The sequence below is a fragment of the Siccibacter colletis genome (genome assembly GCF_025914095.1).
Taxonomy (GTDB): domain Bacteria; phylum Pseudomonadota; class Gammaproteobacteria; order Enterobacterales; family Enterobacteriaceae; genus Siccibacter; species Siccibacter colletis.
On the sequence record NZ_CP074352.1, the window covers coordinates 124,807 to 141,978 of the forward strand.

Below are 17,172 nucleotides of genomic sequence, written 5' to 3' on the forward strand. Positions count from 1 at the left end.
CGCAACGGCCAGGTTTTTTTATTTCCAGCGGCCAGCCTCCCTTCCGGCCTCCGGAATTACCCGACGCGGTAATCAGGGTAACACCGCCACTTCGCTGTGCCGCTCCCGATACTCTTTCGGCGTGGTGCCATACTCTTTTTTGAATACCGAATAAAAATATTGCAGCGACGGATAGCCACACATCTGTGATATTTCGTTGATGGAAAGCGAGGTGGAAATTAACAGGCTGCGCGCTTTCTCCAGTTTTTCGGCGTGGATCACCGCATGGATGGTTTCACCCACTTCCTCTTTAAAACGCTTCTCCAGATTGGAGCGCGAAATCCCCACCGCATCTAACACCTGTTCCACCTTGATACCCTTGCAGGCGTGGTTCCGAATGTAGTGCATCGCCTGAATCACCGCCGGATCGTTCAGTGAGCGATAGTCGGTAGAACGGCGCTCTACCACCCGCACCGGTGGCACCAGTACGCGCTGCAGCGGCATATTTTCGTTATCCAGCAAACGATGCAGCAGTTTTGCCGCCTGGTAGCCCATCTGACGCGTGCCCTGCGCCACCGAGGAGAGCGCGACGCGCGACAGATAGCGCGTCAGTTCTTCGTTATCAATGCCGATCACACACAGCTTCTCCGGCACGGGTATGTGCAGGTGCTCGCAGACCTGGAGCAGATGGCGGGCGCGGGCGTCGGTTACAGCGATAATGCCTGTCTGGGGTGGGAGCGTCTGCACCCAGTCGGCAAGGCGGTTTTGCGCGTGCTGCCAGTTTTCCGGGGCGGTCTCCAGCCCCTGATACACCACGCCGCGATACTGCTCCTGCGCCACCAGGCGGCAAAACGCATGTTCGCGCTCTGCGGCCCAGCGTTTGCCGCTGGAGGCGGGCAGGCCGTAAAAAGCGAAGCGGTGTACGCCTTTCTCTTTGAGATGTAAAAACGCGCTCTCCACCAGCGCGTGATTGTCGGTGGCGATGTAATGCACCGGCGGATAGTGCTCCGGCTGATGATAGGAACCGCCCACGCCAACGATGGGCACCTCGACATCCCCCAGCAAGCGCTCAATATCCGGGTCGTCGAAATCGGCGATGACGCCGTCTCCCAGCCACTCTTTGATGTTCTCAATCCGCGCCGTGAAATCCTCTTCAATGAAAATATCCCACTCCGACTGGGACGCCTGCAAATACTCCCCAACGCCCTCCACCACCTGACGGTCATAGGCTTTATTGGCGTTGAACAACAGCGTAATGCGATGACGTTTCCCGAACATGTGATGGTTTTCCTGAGAGCTTGTCCTCTACTTCAATAGCATATTCAACGCCCGCCCGGCGGGTGGCGGGCAGGCAGTGTGATACAGGCAAAGTTTTCGGCTCAGGCGCGGCGCTTGGTAGCGGAGTCCATCCATACCGCGAGCAGCAGGATTGCGCCTTTCACGATGTACTGCCAGAACGTCGGGACGTCCATCATGCTCATGCCGTTATCGAGCGAGGCCATGATAAATGCGCCCATCACGGCACCGGCTACGCTGCCGATACCGCCTGCCAGGCTGGTGCCGCCAATCACACAGGCGGCAATAGCGTCCAGCTCAGCAATATTCCCGGCTGACGGCGACCCGGCTCCCAGGCGCGAGCTCAGGATCAGACCTGCCACCGCCACCAGCAGACCGTTGATAGCAAATACCGCCAGCTTGATGCGTTCAACGTTGATACCCGACAGTCGCGCCGCATCGATGTTGCCGCCGGTGGCGTAAATACGCCGGCCAAAGGCGGTACGCGTTGCCATGAACATGCCCGCCAGCATCAGCAGCGCCAGAATCAGTACCGGCGTCGGTACGCCGCGATAGTCGTTGAGCAGCCAGATCGCCCCAAGCACAATCACCGCAATCAGAGCCTGCTTGCCAACGACACCACGAGCAGGTTGTGCTGCCAGCCCCAATGAATGGCGACGCTGGCGGCCGCGCCACTGCCAGGCCATAAACAGCAGCAGACCAAGCAGACCGATGAGAAAGCCGATGCTGTCTGCGAGATAGCTCTGCCCGATCTGCGACATGGACGCGCTGGTGGGCGAGACGGTGGTGCCGTTGGTAATGCCGATAAGAATGCCGCGAAAGGCCAGCATGCCCGCCAGCGTCACGATAAACGACGGCACTTTGCGGTAGGCCACCCACCAGCCGTTCCAGGCACCCAGCAGCAAGCCGAGCAGCAGCGTTACTGCCACCGTCAGCGGTAGCGGCCAGCCGAGCCAGACATCGAAAATCGCCGCCGCGCCACCGAGCAGCCCCATCATTGAGCCAACCGACAGGTCGATTTCGGCAGAGATAATCACAAAGACCATCCCGACGGCCAGAATGCCGGTGATAGCCGTCTGGCGCAGCAGGTTGGAGACGTTACGCGCACTGAGATACGCCCCGTCAGTCATAAAGGTAAAGAACAGCACGATCGCCACGATGGCTGCGATCATAACGAACACCTGAAGGTTCATGGATTTAAGGCGTCCGCCCGGCGTCATCAGCGGGGCGGCGATTTTCAGGTCAGACAGGTTGCTTTTCGACATGACGTTCGCTCCTGAGTGCGGCTTCCATCACCTGCTCCTGCGTCAGGCTGTGGTTAGGTAAATCGGCTTTGAGCTGACCTTCGTGCATCACCAGTACCCGGTCGCTGAGCCCCAGCACTTCCGGTAACTCAGAGGAGATAACGATCACGGCGATGCCCTGCTGCACCAGCTGGTGGATGAGTTTGTAGATCTCCTGCTTGGCCCCGATATCAATGCCGCGCGTCGGTTCATCAAGAATGAGAATTCGCGGGTTGAGCAGCAGGCAGCGTGCCAGTATCGCTTTTTGCTGGTTGCCGCCGCTTAGTCGGCCAATCGCCAGCGCGGCCGACGCGGTTTTCACTTTCAGTTTCTGCAGGGACTGTGTAATGCAAAGCTGCTCGGCGGCGTCATCCAGGGCGCTAAGCGGCCCGGCGAACTGGCCGAGCGCTGCCAGCGTAATGTTCTGGCCGACCGGCATCACCGGCACGATGCCGTCTTTTTTTCTGTCTTCCGGCACCATGGCGATGCCGTGCGCGATGGCCTGCTGGCAATGGGAAATCTCCACCGGCTGATTGTCGATATAGAACGTACCTTCTCGCCGCCCCGGCCAGACGCCGAACAGGCACTGCACCGCTTCGGTTCGTCCGGCGCCAACCAGCCCGGCGACGCCGAGGATTTCACCGCGCCGTAGCGAGAAAGAGAGATCGTTGACTCGTCGAATATGGCGGTTCACCGGATGCCATGCGGTGAGATGCTCCACCCGAAGTATCTCTTCGCCTGGCTGATGCTGCCGGGTCGGATAGAGGGCGGTCAGCTCGCGGCCCACCATCATGGTGATGATCTCCTCCTCGCGCATTCCGGCGGCGCTGCGGGTACCGATGTGCTGCCCGTCGCGGATCACGCAGACGGTGTCCGAGATGGCTTTCACCTCGTTGAGCTTGTGGGAGATATAGATACAGGCGATACCGTGCTGCTGCAGGTCGCGAATAATATCCAGCAGCAGGGTGGTCTCCTGCCCGGTCAGGGAAGCCGTAGGCTCGTCGAGGATCAGCAGCCGCACCTGCTTGTTCAGCGCTTTAGCAATCTCTACCAGCTGCTGCTGGCCAAGCCCCAGATCCGCGACTTTCGTGTGCGGAGAAACCCGCAGGTTAACCTGCGAGAGCAGCTTGTCGCAGCGCAGCGTCATGGCATCGTAATCAAGCACGCCGCGCCGGGAAATCTCCGCGCCAAGAAAGATGTTTTCCAGCACCGTCAGGTGCTTAATCAGCGCCAGCTCCTGATGGATAATCGCAATGCCTTTGCGCTCGCTATCACGAATGTGGGCCGGCTCCAGCTTCTCACCGGCGAACCAGATCTCGCCCTGATAGCTACCGTGCGGATAGATGCCGCACAGCACTTTCATCAGCGTCGATTTGCCGGAGCCGTTTTCTCCACACAGCGACACCACTTCGCCGGCATCCAGCGCGAGGCTGATGTTGTCCAGCGCCTTTACCACGCCGAAGGTTTTAGTGATGTTTTTCATTTCCAGTAAGTGAGGCATAACCCCTCCGCAAACGGTGCTGTTGCTGCACCAGACGCCCCTCTTTCTGCGGGAGGGGCGTACCGGTCAGAGATCGCTTTTCTTATGGAAACCATCCTTAATGACCGTACTGTCGATATTGGATTTATCCACTTCGACAGGCGTCAGCAGACGGGAGGGGACATCCTTCAGGCCGTTGTTCAGCGTGGCGTCAGTCTTCGGTGTTTTATCGTTGCCTAGCTCTACGGCGATGGTTGCCGCCGTGGTCGCCAGTTCGGTGATGGGTTTATAGACCGTCATGGTCTGGGTGCCGGCGATAATACGTTTTACGCCGGCGAGATCGGCGTCCTGACCGGAAATCGCAACTTTACCGGCCAGCCCCTGAGCGCTCAGTGCCTGGATTGCGCCTCCTGCTGTAGCATCGTTAGATGCCACCACCGCATCGATATGGTTATTGTTAGCGGTAAGGGCGTTTTCCATGATTTTCAGCGCGTTTTCCGGCAGCCAGCCATCAACCCACTGGTCGCCCACCACCTTAATTTTTCCGCCGTCAATCAGCGGTTTTAACACTTTCATCTGACCGGCGCGGAACAGCTTGGCGTTATTATCCACCGGCGAGCCGCCCATCAGGAAATAATTGCCCTCAGGCACCTTTTCGATCAGGCTTTGCGCCTGTAATTCCCCCACTTTTTCATTATCAAACGAAATATAAAAATCGATATCCGCATTATTAATCATGCGGTCATATGCCAGTACTTTGATCCCTTCCTGCTTCGCTTCCTTGACGACATTACTTAATACCTGACCGTTGTAGGGAATTATCACTAGTACATCAACGCCGCGGTTAATCATATTTTCAATTTGCGACATTTGCGTTTCTTCATTGCCATTGGCGGACTGTACAAAAACGTCGGCACCCAGCGACTCCGCCTGTTTGACGAAAATATCCCGATCTTTTTGCCAGCGCTCAAGACGTAAGTCGTCAATAGCCATACCGATTTTAATGTCTTTTGCCTGACCCGCAAAGCTGGTCAGCAATAGCGAGGCGCAAAGCGTGAGGAAAAGTTTCTTTATCTTCATATTGTTAATACCTGTAGTAGGGTGAATTTTCGGTTTCTGACAAATAAAAAGTAAAGAATGATGCAAATAACACCGGTGGAATTTTTAACGCGTTACTGCAGTGGCGCAATTACAGATTTTTATCCCGGCTTTATGTTTTTTGGTTTATTTCCTGATTTATGACCGCGATCGTATTTTAAAATAAATAAAATAATTATTGCAGCGCGAAGCGGAAGCGCTGCCGCAGTAAATAACCCGCGATTTTGCGAGCCAGCGCACGTTTGGGTATTCTCTTAATTGCAGTGTTAAATAACGTAATTGAGCAATGCAGAGCGGATACCCAGAATAATTCCATCAGCTCATAACAATGTTTCCCCGACGATGGAGTTAACTATGCACGCTTATTTCGATCAGCTTGAACGTATACGCTATGAAGGCCCGCAAACAAGCAATCCTCTGGCGTTTCGCCATTACAATCCGGACGAAAAAGTGCTGGGCAAGCGTATGGAAGAGCATCTGCGATTTGCCGCCTGCTACTGGCATACGTTCTGCTGGAACGGCGCGGATATGTTCGGTGTCGGGGCGTTTGAACGCCCGTGGCAACAGGCGGGAGACGCGCTGGGGCTGGCGAAACAGAAAGCCGATGTGGCGTTTGAATTCTTCCACAAGCTGAACGTGCCGTACTACTGCTTCCATGATGTCGATGTCTCGCCGGAAGGCGGCTCGCTGCGCGAATACCAGAACAATTTTGCCCAGATGGTAGACGTGCTGGGTAAAAAACAGCAGCAAAGCGGCGTGAAGCTGCTGTGGGGAACGGCGAACTGCTTCACCAACCCGCGCTATGGCGCAGGCGCGGCGACCAACCCCGACCCGGAGGTTTTTGCCTGGGCTGGCACCCAGGTGGTGAACGCCATGAACGCCACCCATAAACTGGGCGGCGAAAACTACGTGCTGTGGGGCGGGCGTGAAGGGTATGAAACCCTGCTCAACACCGACCTGCGACAGGAGCGCGAGCAGATTGGCCGCTTCATGCAGATGGTGGTTGAGCACAAGCATAAAATTGGTTTTCGCGGCACGCTGCTGATTGAGCCGAAGCCGCAGGAGCCGACCAAGCATCAGTATGATTATGACGTGGCGACGGTGTACGGCTTCCTGAAACAGTTCGGGCTGGAAAAAGAGATCAAACTCAATATCGAAGCTAACCACGCAACGCTGGCGGGCCACTCTTTCCACCATGAAATCGCCACGGCCATCGCGCTGGGTATTTTCGGGTCGGTGGATGCTAACCGCGGCGATATGCAGCTCGGCTGGGATACCGACCAGTTCCCCAACAGCGTTGAGGAGAACGCGCTGGTGCTGTATGAAATCGTCAAAGCGGGCGGGTTCACCACCGGTGGCCTGAACTTCGATGCCAAAGTGCGCCGCCAGAGTACCGATAAGTACGACCTGTTTTACGGGCATATCGGCGCGATGGACACCATGGCGCTGTCCCTGAAAGTGGCTGCGCGTATGATTGAGTCAGGCGAGCTGGATAAACGCGTGGCGAAGCGTTACGCGGGCTGGAACGGCGAGCTGGGTCAGCAAATCCTCAAAGGGCAGATGAGCCTCGCCGAACTGGCGCAGTATGCGGGGGAACATAATCTGGCACCGCGCCATCAGAGCGGGCATCAGGAGCTATTAGAGAACCTGGTTAACCACTATCTGTTTGATAAATAACCGCGCAGCGCCACGGTAACCGTGGCGCCTTGATAAGGAGCTTGCCGCTATGTATATCGGCATCGATCTCGGTACCTCGGGCGTAAAAGCGATTTTGCTCAATGAGCAGGGCGAGGTGCTGGCATCCAGTACCGCACCGCTGACGGTGTCGCGTCCGCACCCGCTGTGGTCAGAGCAGGACCCGGAGCAGTGGTGGCAGGCAACGGATCGGGCGATGCGCGCACTGGGCGCACAGCACTCGCTGCGTGAGGTGAAAGCGCTGGGGCTGGCCGGGCAGATGCACGGCGCAACGCTGCTTGATCGCCAGCAGCGGGTGCTGCGCCCGGCCATCCTGTGGAACGATGGACGCTGCGCGGAAGAGTGCGCCCTGCTGGAGCAGACGGTGCCTGCCTCCCGTCAGATCACCGGCAACCTGATGATGCCCGGCTTCACTGCGCCGAAAATTCTGTGGGTAGCGCGCCATGAGCCAGACGTGTTCCGCCAGCTTGATAAGGTGCTGCTGCCCAAGGACTATCTGCGGCTGCGCATGACCGGCGAATTCGCCAGCGATATGTCCGACGCGGCAGGAACAATGTGGATGGATGTGGCGCAGCGCGACTGGAGCGATGAAATGCTCGATGCCTGCCGGCTGACGCGCGCCCATATGCCCGCCCTGTTTGAAGGCAGTGAAATCACCGGCGTGCTTAAAGATGACGTCGCGCAGGCGTGGGCGATGCCCGCCGTGCCGGTGGTCGCAGGCGGGGGAGATAACGCGGCGGGCGCCGTGGGCATCGGTATGGTGGAGAGCGGGCAGGCAATGCTGTCGCTCGGCACGTCGGGGGTTTACTTCGCGGTCAGCGATGGTTTTCGCAGCAAGCCGGAGCAGGCGATGCACAGCTTCTGTCATGCGCTGCCGAACCGCTGGCATCTGATGTCGGTGATGCTCAGTGCGGCATCCTGCCTCGACTGGGCGACAAAACTGACCGGTGTGGCGAGCGTACCGGCGCTGCTTGCTGCAGCGCAGCAGGCCGATGACAACGCGGGCGCGGTGTGGTTTTTGCCTTATCTCTCCGGGGAACGCACGCCGCACAACAATCCTGAAGCGAAGGGCGTCTTTTTTGGCCTGACGCATCAGCACGGCCCGGCTGAACTGGCGCGCGCGGTGCTGGAGGGGGTTGGATACGGGCTGGCAGAGGGGATGGATGCGGTTCACGCCTGCGGGGTAAGGCCCGGGAGCGTAACGCTTATCGGCGGCGGGGCGCGCAGCCCTTACTGGCGGCAGATGCTGGCCGATATCAGCGGAATGCCGCTGGATTATCGCACCGGCGGCGATGTCGGGCCGGCGCTGGGGGCCGCACGTCTGGCGCAGGTTGCCTTGTCACAGGGGCGAGCCTTGAATGAACTGCTACCGCACCTGCCGCTGGAGCAGCAGCACCTACCTGACGCGGCGCGTCACGAGCGCTATGCCGGGCGACGCGCCACTTTCCGCCAGATTTATCAGCAGCTGTTACCGCTGATGGCCTGACCTCAACGCGTCGCTGACCGGCTGGCTCAGCGGCGCGCTCCACGGCTGCGCTTATCCTGGCGTGTCTGTCCTGAAACGCCCGCTTCATGTCCTTTTCTGGTCTTATTCTGGTGGCGAACGCCTGTCAGACTGGGTTATACCCTGTTGATAAGGAGTCCAGAAATGTCCCGTAGCGCCGTGCTTAACATTGATACCCAGTGTTCTTTTTTCCATCGTGACTACTGGCAGGAGACGGATTTTCCGGCATTCCAGCAGGCGCTGACCCGGTTGCTAAACGGCGCTCAGGCGCGACACATCCCCGTTGTGGATATTTTTCATGTTGAAGGCGAAGGGGTGTTCTCCCACGCTTCTGGCTACGTCAAACCCATGCCGTTTCTGACCCATACGCCGGCAGTGACCTTTGAAAAACACGTGCATAACGCCTTCACCGATACCGGACTGGATCGCTGGCTGCGACAGCGCGATTGTAATCACCTCATTATCTGCGGTATTCGTACCGAGCAGTGCTGTGAAACTACCGCGCGCGTGGCGTCCGATCTGGGGTATCGGGTGACGTTTGTCACCGAAGCGACCCTGACGTTTCCCATGACCCATCAGGGGATAACCCTGGACGTCAACGCGCTGCGGCACCGCACTGAAACTGTGCTGGCCGGGCGCTTCGCCACGCCGCTTACCGTCTCCGCGTGTCTGGAACTGTTAACATGAAAACTGACGTCTGGTTTGTGATGCTCCCCGGCGTGCTGGCGCTGGATTTGACCGGGCCGGCGGAAGCCTTTGCTCTCGCTGCGGAGCATTTCACGCTGCACTACATCGGACCCGAGCCGGAGGTTGCCACCTCGCTGGGCCTGACCATCGGCGGTATCGTTCCGCTGCCGGAGTCGTTACCGCCCGGTAGCCTGCTGGTGCTGCCGGGCGTGACCGACTCAACGCGGCTGTTCGATACCCCGCAGGCGGAGGCGATCCGTCGCTGGCTGACCCGGCTACAGCCTGCGGTTCAACGGGGCGATATCTCGCTGGTATGTATCTGCTCCGGGGCCCTGCTGGCAGCGCGAGCGGGGCTGATGCACGGCGTGCAATGCACAACTCATCACGATGTACTGGCGCGCCTGAAAGCCGCGGCACCGGGCGCTATCGTGAAAGATAACCGCATTTTTGTCGAAGATAACGGTATCTGGACCAGCGCAGGCATTACGTCTGGTATCGACCTGGCGCTGCACCTGATCCACCGCCTGTGTGGGCCGCGGGTAGCGCTGGAAGTTGCGCGTGAAATGGTGGTCTGGTTCCGCCGTTCGGGGGACGATCCGCAGCTCTCACCCTGGCTGCGCTACCGCAATCACATTCACCCGGCAATTCACCGGGTGCAGGATCTGCTGGCGGCCAACCCGCAGGCGGCGTGGTCGCTTGAGGGGATTGCCGCCTGTGCGCACGTCAGCTCCCGGCATCTGACGCGCCTGTTTCAACAGCATCTGGGCATCAGCGTGCGCGATTATCTGGAGCAGCTGCGGCTGGCGCTGGCAGAGCAGTGTCTGCTGCAGGGCCAGGGCGTTGAGCAGGCAGCCACGACGGCGGGCTTTTCCTCCCCGCGCCAGCTCTACCGCGCGCGACAGCGTGTTAGCTGACGTAGCGGCGGCGGTCGATACGCTGTAATCCCATCGACAGCAGCAGGCTCAGGGTTAGCGTGGCGCCAAATATCCACGCGATATCCAGCAGCGGCCAGGCCTTCAGCTCCAGGCCCCTGGTGCGCAGCGCATGCAGGATAAACGCGTGGAAACCGTAGATGGCCAGCGAGTGACGAGAAATCAGGCTCAGGCCCGGCACCGGGCGCGTATCCAGGGTATTTTTTACCACCACCAGCAGACTCGCGGCGGCGATAAACACCATTGGCCCGCAATAGAGATACCAGGTGTCGGCGAAGTTGCCGCGTGCCAGCAATTCATGATGCGTGCCGCGCGAAATCACCAGTACCGCGCCGGCAAACAGCGCCGCGCATAGCCACGTCAGCCGTCGACGCTGCGTCTCCAGCGTGCCGATCGCACGGCCTAATACCCCGTAAAGCACGTAGTAGAACGTATCGCCGTTAATATAGAGATTCACCGGCAGCCATTCGACCCCGCCGATTTTCTGCGACACGGTGTTGGGGTTCGCAATGATGCCGGTCACCGCCATCAACACCAGCAGCATTATCGGATTCACCTGACGAACCTGAATAAGCGGCGACACCAGATAAATCACGACAATGGCGAAGAAAAACCACAGGTGGTAGAACACCGGCTTCTGGAACAGGTAGCGCAGCGCCAACTCAAGGTTTATCGAGGTAAACAGCCAGATATAAAGCAGCGCCAGCACGCTGTAAAACACCAGACAGAGGCCAATACGCAGGAAATGGCGCGGCTGCGCGCTGCGTTCGCCAAAGAACAAATAGCCTGAAATCATAAAGAACAGCGGCACGCTGACGCGTGAAGCGGAGTTAAGCACGTTGGCCCACTCCCAGTTCGGCATACTGATGCTGCCCGGATTGGTGATGTACCAGGTCGTGGTGTGAATCATCACCACCATCAGGCACGCGATCCCGCGAAGATTATCAATCCAGTAAATTTTTTGCTGCATCAGTGCCTCTGTACCATCCTCAATAATGCCCGGCGCACGACGTTACGCAGGGCGGGAACGCCTTTAACCAGGATCTGTCTGAGATTTATCGCCCGCCGTTGTCAGCGGCGGCGGCGCTTTACACAATAACTACTCTGTCAGACGGCAGAACCTAATCAGAATAGTGAGTTAACGGAACGATAACAAAAAATGATGATCGCCCCCCTCCGCTGCGGCCTGACGATCCTGCTTGCGTTGAGCAGCCTGACGGGATGCAATACCCCGGCACCGCAGACGCAGCAGGCAACCGCCACCCCCGGCGTGCCGCCACGACCGTTCCAGATGACGCAGCTGTGCATTGATAAAGCCTCGTACCGCTACAACACCGACCGTCGCGGTGTCAGCGTGGTTGATATCGAATCTTTCCAGCGCAGCTATGAACTGCGTGGCTATACCGTGCGGGATGAAGGGTTTACCTGCACTTTCGATGAAAAAGGCGCGTTTTTGCATCTTTCCATGCGCTAAGCGCGCTATTCGGGCGCTTAACCCGGCTTTTGCGCAAGGATTGAGGCTGTATATCTTGCGGTCAACGGGTATACTGACCGCTTCCATTCCCAACCACGTATCCAGCACGAAATATTATGCAAAAGTTTGATACCAGGACCTTCCAGGGCCTTATCCTGACGCTTCAGGATTACTGGGCTCGCCAGGGCTGCACCATTGTTCAACCTTTGGACATGGAAGTGGGCGCCGGCACCTCACACCCAATGACCTGTCTGCGCGCGCTTGGCCCGGAGCCTATTGCAGCAGCCTACGTTCAGCCTTCTCGTCGTCCGACCGACGGTCGCTACGGCGAAAACCCGAACCGTCTTCAGCACTACTACCAGTTCCAGGTGATCATCAAGCCGTCGCCTGAAAACATCCAGGAGCTGTACCTCGGCTCGCTGAAAGAGCTGGGCATGGATCCGACGATTCATGACATTCGCTTCGTGGAAGATAACTGGGAAAACCCAACGCTGGGTGCATGGGGTCTGGGCTGGGAAGTGTGGCTCAACGGGATGGAAGTGACGCAGTTCACCTATTTCCAGCAGGTCGGCGGCCTGGAGTGCAAACCGGTAACCGGCGAGATCACCTACGGTCTTGAGCGCCTTGCCATGTACATTCAGGGCGTAGACAGCGTTTATGACCTGGTCTGGAGCGACGGCCCGCTGGGTAAAACCACCTACGGCGACGTGTTCCACCAGAACGAAGTGGAGCAGTCCACCTACAACTTCGAATACGCCGATGTGGATTTCCTCTTCACCTGCTTCGAGCAGTATGAGAAAGAGGCACAGCAGCTGCTGGCGCTGGAAAACCCGCTGCCGCTGCCGGCCTACGAACGTATTCTGAAAGCAGCCCACAGCTTCAACCTGCTCGATGCCCGCAAGGCGATCTCGGTGACGGAACGTCAGCGTTATATCCTGCGCATCCGCACGCTGACCAAAGCAGTGGCGGAAGCCTATTACGCTTCCCGCGAAGCCCTCGGCTTCCCGATGTGCAACAAGAACAAATAAGAGGCTGCCATGTCTGAAAAAACCTTTCTGGTGGAAATTGGCACTGAAGAGCTGCCACCAAAAGCCCTGCGCAGCCTGGCTGAGTCCTTTGCTGCCAACGTTACCGCTGAACTTGACGCTGCGGGCCTTGCCCACGGTGAGGTGAAGTGGTTTGCCGCGCCGCGCCGTCTGGCGCTGAAAGTCGCAAACCTGGCGGCGTCCCAGCCGGATCGCGAAGTAGAAAAACGTGGCCCGGCGGTTTCTGCGGCCTTTGATGCTGAAGGTAAACCGAGCAAAGCAGCGGAAGGCTGGGCGCGCGGCTGCGGTATCACCGTTGACCAGGCCGACCGCCTGGTGACCGACAAAGGCGAGTGGCTGGTCTATCGCGCGCACGTGAAAGGCGAAAGCGCCCAGACACTGCTGCCGAACATGATTGCCACCTCGCTGGCGAAGCTGCCGATCCCGAAACTGATGCGCTGGGGCGCGTCAGAAGTACAGTTCGTGCGTCCGGTACATACGGTGACCCTGCTGCTGGGCGATGCGCTGATCCCGGCCACGATTCTGGGTATTCAGTCCGACCGCGTGATCCGTGGCCACCGCTTTATGGGCGAGCCGGAGTTCACTATCGATAATGCCGATCAGTACCCGCAAATTCTGCTGGAGCGCGGCAAAGTCATCGCCGACTACGAACTGCGCAAAGCTAAAATCAAAGAAGACGCGGAAGCCGCGGCGCGCCAGATTGGTGGTAATGCCGATCTCAGCGACAGCCTGCTGGAAGAGGTCGCGTCGCTGGTGGAGTGGCCGGTGGTGCTGACGGCCACCTTCGAGGAAAAATTCCTCGCGGTGCCGGCGGAAGCGCTGGTCTACACCATGAAGGGCGACCAGAAGTATTTCCCGGTTTACGGCAACGACGGCAAACTGCTGCCGAACTTCATTTTCGTCGCCAATATCGAATCCAAAGATCCGCATCAGATTATCTCTGGTAACGAGAAGGTCGTACGTCCGCGTCTGGCGGATGCGGAGTTCTTCTTCAATACCGACCGTAAAAAACGTCTGGAAGATCATCTGCCGCGTCTGGAAACCGTATTGTTCCAGAAAGAGCTGGGTACCCTGCGCGATAAAACCGACCGTATCCAGGCGCTGGCCGGCTGGATTGCGGGTCAGATTGGGGCGGACGTGAATCATGCCACCCGCGCCGGGCTGCTCTCCAAATGCGATCTGATGACCAACATGGTGTTCGAGTTCACCGACACCCAGGGCGTGATGGGCATGCACTACGCGCGTCACGACGGCGAAGCTGAAGACGTGGCGGTGGCGCTCAACGAGCAGTATCAGCCGCGCTTTGCGGGCGACGATCTGCCATCCAACCCGGTAGCCTGTGCCGTGGCGATTGCCGATAAGATGGATACCCTGGCGGGTATCTTCGGTATCGGTCAGCATCCGAAAGGGGACAAAGATCCGTTCGCGCTGCGCCGCGCCGCGCTGGGCGTGCTGCGCATCATCGTTGAGAAAAACCTGCCGCTCGATCTGCAGACCCTGACCGAAGAAGCGGTGCGCCTTTACGGTAGCAAACTCAGCAATGCGAACGTTACCGATGACGTCATCGACTTTATGCTGGGCCGCTTCCGCGCCTGGTATCAGGAAGAGGGCTACACCGTGGACACCATCCAGGCGGTGCTGGCGCGTCGTCCGACCCGTCCGGCAGATTTCGATGCGCGCATGAAAGCCGTGTCCCACTTCCGCACTCTGGAAGAAGCGTCTGCGCTGGCTGCGGCCAACAAGCGCGTGTCTAACATCCTCGCGAAGTCGGATGAAACGCTGAACGATACGGTTCACGCGTCGGTGTTGAAAGACGATGCGGAAATCCGTCTGGCGATGCAGGTGTCAGTGATGCGTGACAAGCTGCAGCCGCTGTTCACGGAAGGACGCTATCAGGATGCGCTGATCGAACTGGCCTCGCTGCGCGAGCCGGTGGATGAGTTCTTCGAGAAGGTAATGGTAAATGCAGAGGATCAGCAGGTGCGTATTAATCGCCTGACCCTGTTGGCTAAGCTGCGCGAGCTGTTCCTGCAGGTGGCGGATATCTCCATCCTGCAGTAACGGCCCTGCCACACGAAAAACCCGCGTAATGCGGGTTTTTTTCGTCGTCATATCCCCGCCGTATTCCTAATCTGGCACCGGGGCGCGTTTAATTGCCCCCTGCTACGGCTTCAACTAATTTTTGTTGGCGACGCGGCGGGTAAAATAGCCATCGTGTTCAGGTAAACCGCCTTGAGCCAGGGCGGAGCAGATAAAGCCGGGGTAACCCGAAATGCGGCGTCAACAGACCACTGCATCCTGTCTGACAGCTGCTGATATCTGGCCTGACATGACAACTACATAATCAAAAGTTTGCTACAGCAAACGGTCATTTCACTAAGTTCACCCGCCTCACGGCGGGTTTTTTTTCGCTCAGAAAACGCAAAACCCCGCGCTGGCGGGGTTTCATGAAGAACCGGTACGACAAATTAATCCATTAACTGCTTGCTGAGACGTGGATTCGCCTGAATCAGGCGCATGAGTTTCAGCTCGGTAGAAGAGGGTCTTACACGCTTCGATTCCCACTCTTTCACCATTGACACGCTCACTCCCATCGCACGTGCGAAATCATCTATTTTCAGGCCTGTACTCTTTCGAACCTGTTCGAATTCTGTCAGGGATGCAGGCTTTTGTGTGCGAACAAGCGTATCGGATTCACTTTTAAAAACAATCTGTTCCAGACTACTCAACAACTCAGCTATAGGCTCTTTATATTCCATTGAGAACTCCTCATACCTCACACAGCGGGAACGTGAACAACTAAGAAGCCATTTAAGAATAGTCGGTAAAAAAACGATCACAGGTCACAGCGAAAATAAATTTGATCTAAAACAGCATTTTATGCACAACCAGTGCCTGCTCATGCAGTTGCGATCGATATAACCGATTGAATAATCAAGATCGAGGCTGCCTGAGTATTTTTTTGTAAATCATCATATAAATGATGCATAAGGATCGTAGAAGATCCTCGGTTCCTCTGAACATCGCATCACAGGATTGTTAATGATCCGCGCACATGGTGTACGGCGGGAAAAGAGTTGCCTGAAGGGGTATCATGTGAGGCCCCACCTGGACTATTCTTGTGGGCGTTAAAGGCACGCGCGTGCCGCCAATACGGTTGAAAGGAGTATAAAAATGGCGACAGGTAAGTCCTGCTCTCGCTGGTTCGCGCCGATTGCGGCGTTGCTGATGGTAGTGAGTCTGAGTGGGTGCTTTGATAAGGAAGGCGATCAGCGCAAAGCGTTTATCGATTTTCTGCAAAATAGCGTGATGCGCAGCGGTGAGCGTCTCCCCACCCTGACTGCCGATCAGAAAAAACAGTTTGGCCCGTTCGTCTCTGATTACGCCATTCTGTACGGCTACTCGCAGCAGCTGAATCAGGCGATGGATGCCGGTATTCGTCCGGTGGTAGAGAGCGTGAACGGTATTCGTGTGCCGCAGGATTACATGACCCAGCGCGACGCGCTGCGTCAGGCGAACGGTTCCCTCAACGTGCTGAGCCAGCAGTTGCAGAGCGCAAAAATGCAGGCCGACAACGCCCGCAGCGGCCTGAAGCAGAATGAAGAACTTAAGCCGGTTTATGATAAGGCTTACGATAAAGTCGTGACCGCGCCGGCCAACGCCATGCAGCCGCTGATCCCGGCCGCGCAGACCTTCACCCAGCAGCTGGTGCAGGTCGGTGATTTTATCGCCCAGCAGGGAGCCCAGGTTGGCTTTGTAGCCAACGGCATTCAGTTCCCGACCTCCGAACAGGCGAGCCAGTACAACACGCTGATCGGCCCGCTGGCTGAACAGCACCGCGCCTTCACGCAGGCGTATACTACCGCTACCAACGCGATGCAGTAACCGCGTAAGCGTTGTGAAAAGGGCCGCAAATGCGGCCCTTTTTTATTACAGCGTTTTGACTTCCGCCATCAGTTCGGGGTGCTTATCCAGCAGCTTGAAGAGCTTAATCATTGCCAGTGGCGGCTGCGTTTTGCCGGTTTCATAGCGTGAGAATGCATTAGCCCCACCACCGAAAAGCGCGGCTGCTTCTCGCTGGTCCAGCGCCATTTTTTGCCGTATCCGGGCGATAAATGCCGGATCGATGTGCCGGGCATTTATCGCTTTTTTCGCTTCGCGGATAGCACGTGCATAGCGGTTGCTTTGTTCTTCATTGAGGATGATTTCCCCGCAACAAGGACAATAGTCACCGGTAATAGCGGGCAACAGGCTTTGCTGGCCTTTATAGACCCAGGGAATATCGCGGGTGTCATGAATGAGTTCTGCACCGCCGCAGACCGGACATTTCATTCATAGCTCCTTATAAGAGACGATTAACAGATCGTCTATGACGGTCAGTTTGATATAAAGCGCTGTGTCACCGTCATGACCATGCCAGACGTCCTGCCAAATCCTGTGATCGGCCAGTGTCGTCATGCTTTTATAAAAGTCATCGGGCTGCAGACGCAAAATGACGTCACACATCTGCTGTAGTGCCGGCTCGCGATAGCCTGCGGCGAGCGCATGGCGTAGCGCGCTGCCGGTAGTACGAACCTTGCCGTCCAGCACCAGTTGTTTCACTACGTGAAGGCGCGTATGGGGCGTCCATTTTTCATTCACCATACTATCAATCCCCGTCCCTGTTTGGCAAATAGGTTAACAGGCGGGGAACGATTT

At 57.4% G+C, this 17,172-nt stretch carries 16 protein-coding genes; 8 read left to right on the plus strand and 8 right to left on the minus strand.

Annotated features, from left to right (window positions below; all coding sequences use genetic code 11):
• Positions 1 to 72 precede the first annotated feature (72 nt).
• From xylR to xylF, 4 genes are all read right to left on the minus strand, one after another.
• A complete protein-coding gene (xylR, locus tag KFZ77_RS00620) occupies positions 73 to 1,257 on the minus strand; it encodes a D-xylose utilization transcriptional activator XylR (RefSeq protein ID WP_264385171.1) in 1,185 nt (394 codons plus the stop codon).
• Between the two features lie 101 nt (positions 1,258 to 1,358).
• A complete protein-coding gene (gene xylH, locus KFZ77_RS00625) occupies positions 1,359 to 2,540 on the minus strand; it encodes a xylose ABC transporter permease XylH (RefSeq protein ID WP_264385172.1) in 1,182 nt (393 codons plus the stop codon).
• Entirely contained in the window at positions 2,518 to 4,059 is a 1,542-nt protein-coding gene (locus KFZ77_RS00630; RefSeq protein WP_031522052.1) for a xylose ABC transporter ATP-binding protein, read from the minus strand. The genes xylH and KFZ77_RS00630 overlap by 23 nt, the downstream gene beginning before the upstream one ends.
• 66 nt (positions 4,060 to 4,125) lie before the next feature.
• Positions 4,126 to 5,118, minus strand: a complete 993-nt coding sequence (gene xylF, locus KFZ77_RS00635) for a D-xylose ABC transporter substrate-binding protein (RefSeq protein WP_031522051.1) — start codon at positions 5,116 to 5,118, stop codon at positions 4,126 to 4,128.
• A 372-nt stretch (positions 5,119 to 5,490) separates the two neighbouring features.
• On the opposite strand from xylF, the gene xylA reads away from it, so the two are divergent.
• The 4 genes from xylA to KFZ77_RS00655 all read left to right on the plus strand — a co-directional run bounded on the left by xylA (position 5,491) and on the right by KFZ77_RS00655 (position 9,936).
• A complete protein-coding gene (xylA, locus tag KFZ77_RS00640) occupies positions 5,491 to 6,813 on the plus strand; it encodes a xylose isomerase (protein WP_264385173.1) in 1,323 nt (440 codons plus the stop codon).
• Positions 6,814 to 6,862: 49 nt separating this feature from the next.
• Positions 6,863 to 8,317, plus strand: a complete 1,455-nt coding sequence (gene xylB, locus KFZ77_RS00645; protein WP_264385174.1) for a xylulokinase — start codon at positions 6,863 to 6,865, stop codon at positions 8,315 to 8,317.
• Between the two features lie 162 nt (positions 8,318 to 8,479).
• Entirely contained in the window at positions 8,480 to 9,022 is a 543-nt protein-coding gene (locus tag KFZ77_RS00650; protein WP_264385175.1) for a cysteine hydrolase family protein, read from the plus strand.
• Positions 9,019 to 9,936, plus strand: a complete 918-nt coding sequence (locus tag KFZ77_RS00655; protein WP_264385176.1) for a GlxA family transcriptional regulator — start codon at positions 9,019 to 9,021, stop codon at positions 9,934 to 9,936. The genes KFZ77_RS00650 and KFZ77_RS00655 overlap by 4 nt, the downstream gene beginning before the upstream one ends.
• On the opposite strand, the gene KFZ77_RS00660 is transcribed toward KFZ77_RS00655, so the two are convergent.
• Positions 9,929 to 10,924 carry an acyltransferase gene (locus KFZ77_RS00660; RefSeq protein ID WP_031522043.1) on the minus strand — a complete coding sequence of 332 codons (996 nt, stop codon included), beginning with the start codon at positions 10,922 to 10,924 and terminating at the stop codon, positions 9,929 to 9,931. The two genes, KFZ77_RS00655 and KFZ77_RS00660, sit on opposite strands and share 8 nt — an antisense overlap.
• A 189-nt stretch (positions 10,925 to 11,113) precedes the next feature.
• On the opposite strand from KFZ77_RS00660, the gene KFZ77_RS00665 reads away from it, so the two are divergent.
• The 3 genes from KFZ77_RS00665 (at position 11,114) to glyS (ending at position 14,535) form a co-directional block, all read left to right on the plus strand.
• Positions 11,114 to 11,428 (plus strand): YsaB family lipoprotein, encoded by a 315-nt coding sequence (locus tag KFZ77_RS00665; protein ID WP_264385177.1) that lies wholly within the window; start codon positions 11,114 to 11,116, stop codon positions 11,426 to 11,428.
• Positions 11,429 to 11,544: 116 nt separating this feature from the next.
• Entirely contained in the window at positions 11,545 to 12,456 is a 912-nt protein-coding gene (glyQ, locus tag KFZ77_RS00670; protein ID WP_031522039.1) for a glycine--tRNA ligase subunit alpha, read from the plus strand.
• 9 nt (positions 12,457 to 12,465) lie between these two features.
• Positions 12,466 to 14,535, plus strand: a complete 2,070-nt coding sequence (glyS, locus tag KFZ77_RS00675; RefSeq protein WP_264385178.1) for a glycine--tRNA ligase subunit beta — start codon at positions 12,466 to 12,468, stop codon at positions 14,533 to 14,535.
• A gap of 407 nt (positions 14,536 to 14,942) precedes the next feature.
• On the opposite strand, the gene KFZ77_RS00680 is transcribed toward glyS, so the two are convergent.
• Positions 14,943 to 15,233 carry an HTH-type transcriptional regulator gene (locus tag KFZ77_RS00680; protein ID WP_031522035.1) on the minus strand — a complete coding sequence of 97 codons (291 nt, stop codon included), beginning with the start codon at positions 15,231 to 15,233 and terminating at the stop codon, positions 14,943 to 14,945.
• A gap of 415 nt (positions 15,234 to 15,648) precedes the next feature.
• Here KFZ77_RS00680 and KFZ77_RS00685 point away from each other — a divergent pair, with 415 nt between their 5' ends.
• Entirely contained in the window at positions 15,649 to 16,359 is a 711-nt protein-coding gene (locus KFZ77_RS00685; RefSeq protein ID WP_264385179.1) for a DUF3053 domain-containing protein, read from the plus strand.
• Positions 16,360 to 16,404: 45 nt separating this feature from the next.
• On the opposite strand, the gene KFZ77_RS00690 is transcribed toward KFZ77_RS00685, so the two are convergent.
• Together KFZ77_RS00690 and KFZ77_RS00695 are read right to left on the minus strand one after the other, a co-directional pair.
• A complete protein-coding gene (locus KFZ77_RS00690) occupies positions 16,405 to 16,806 on the minus strand; it encodes a type II toxin-antitoxin system MqsA family antitoxin (RefSeq protein WP_264385180.1) in 402 nt (133 codons plus the stop codon).
• The gene (locus tag KFZ77_RS00695) at positions 16,807 to 17,118 is read right to left on the minus strand and encodes a type II toxin-antitoxin system MqsR family toxin (RefSeq protein WP_264385181.1); all 312 of its coding nucleotides are present in this window, start codon (positions 17,116 to 17,118) and stop codon (positions 16,807 to 16,809) included.
• Positions 17,119 to 17,172 lie beyond the last annotated feature (54 nt).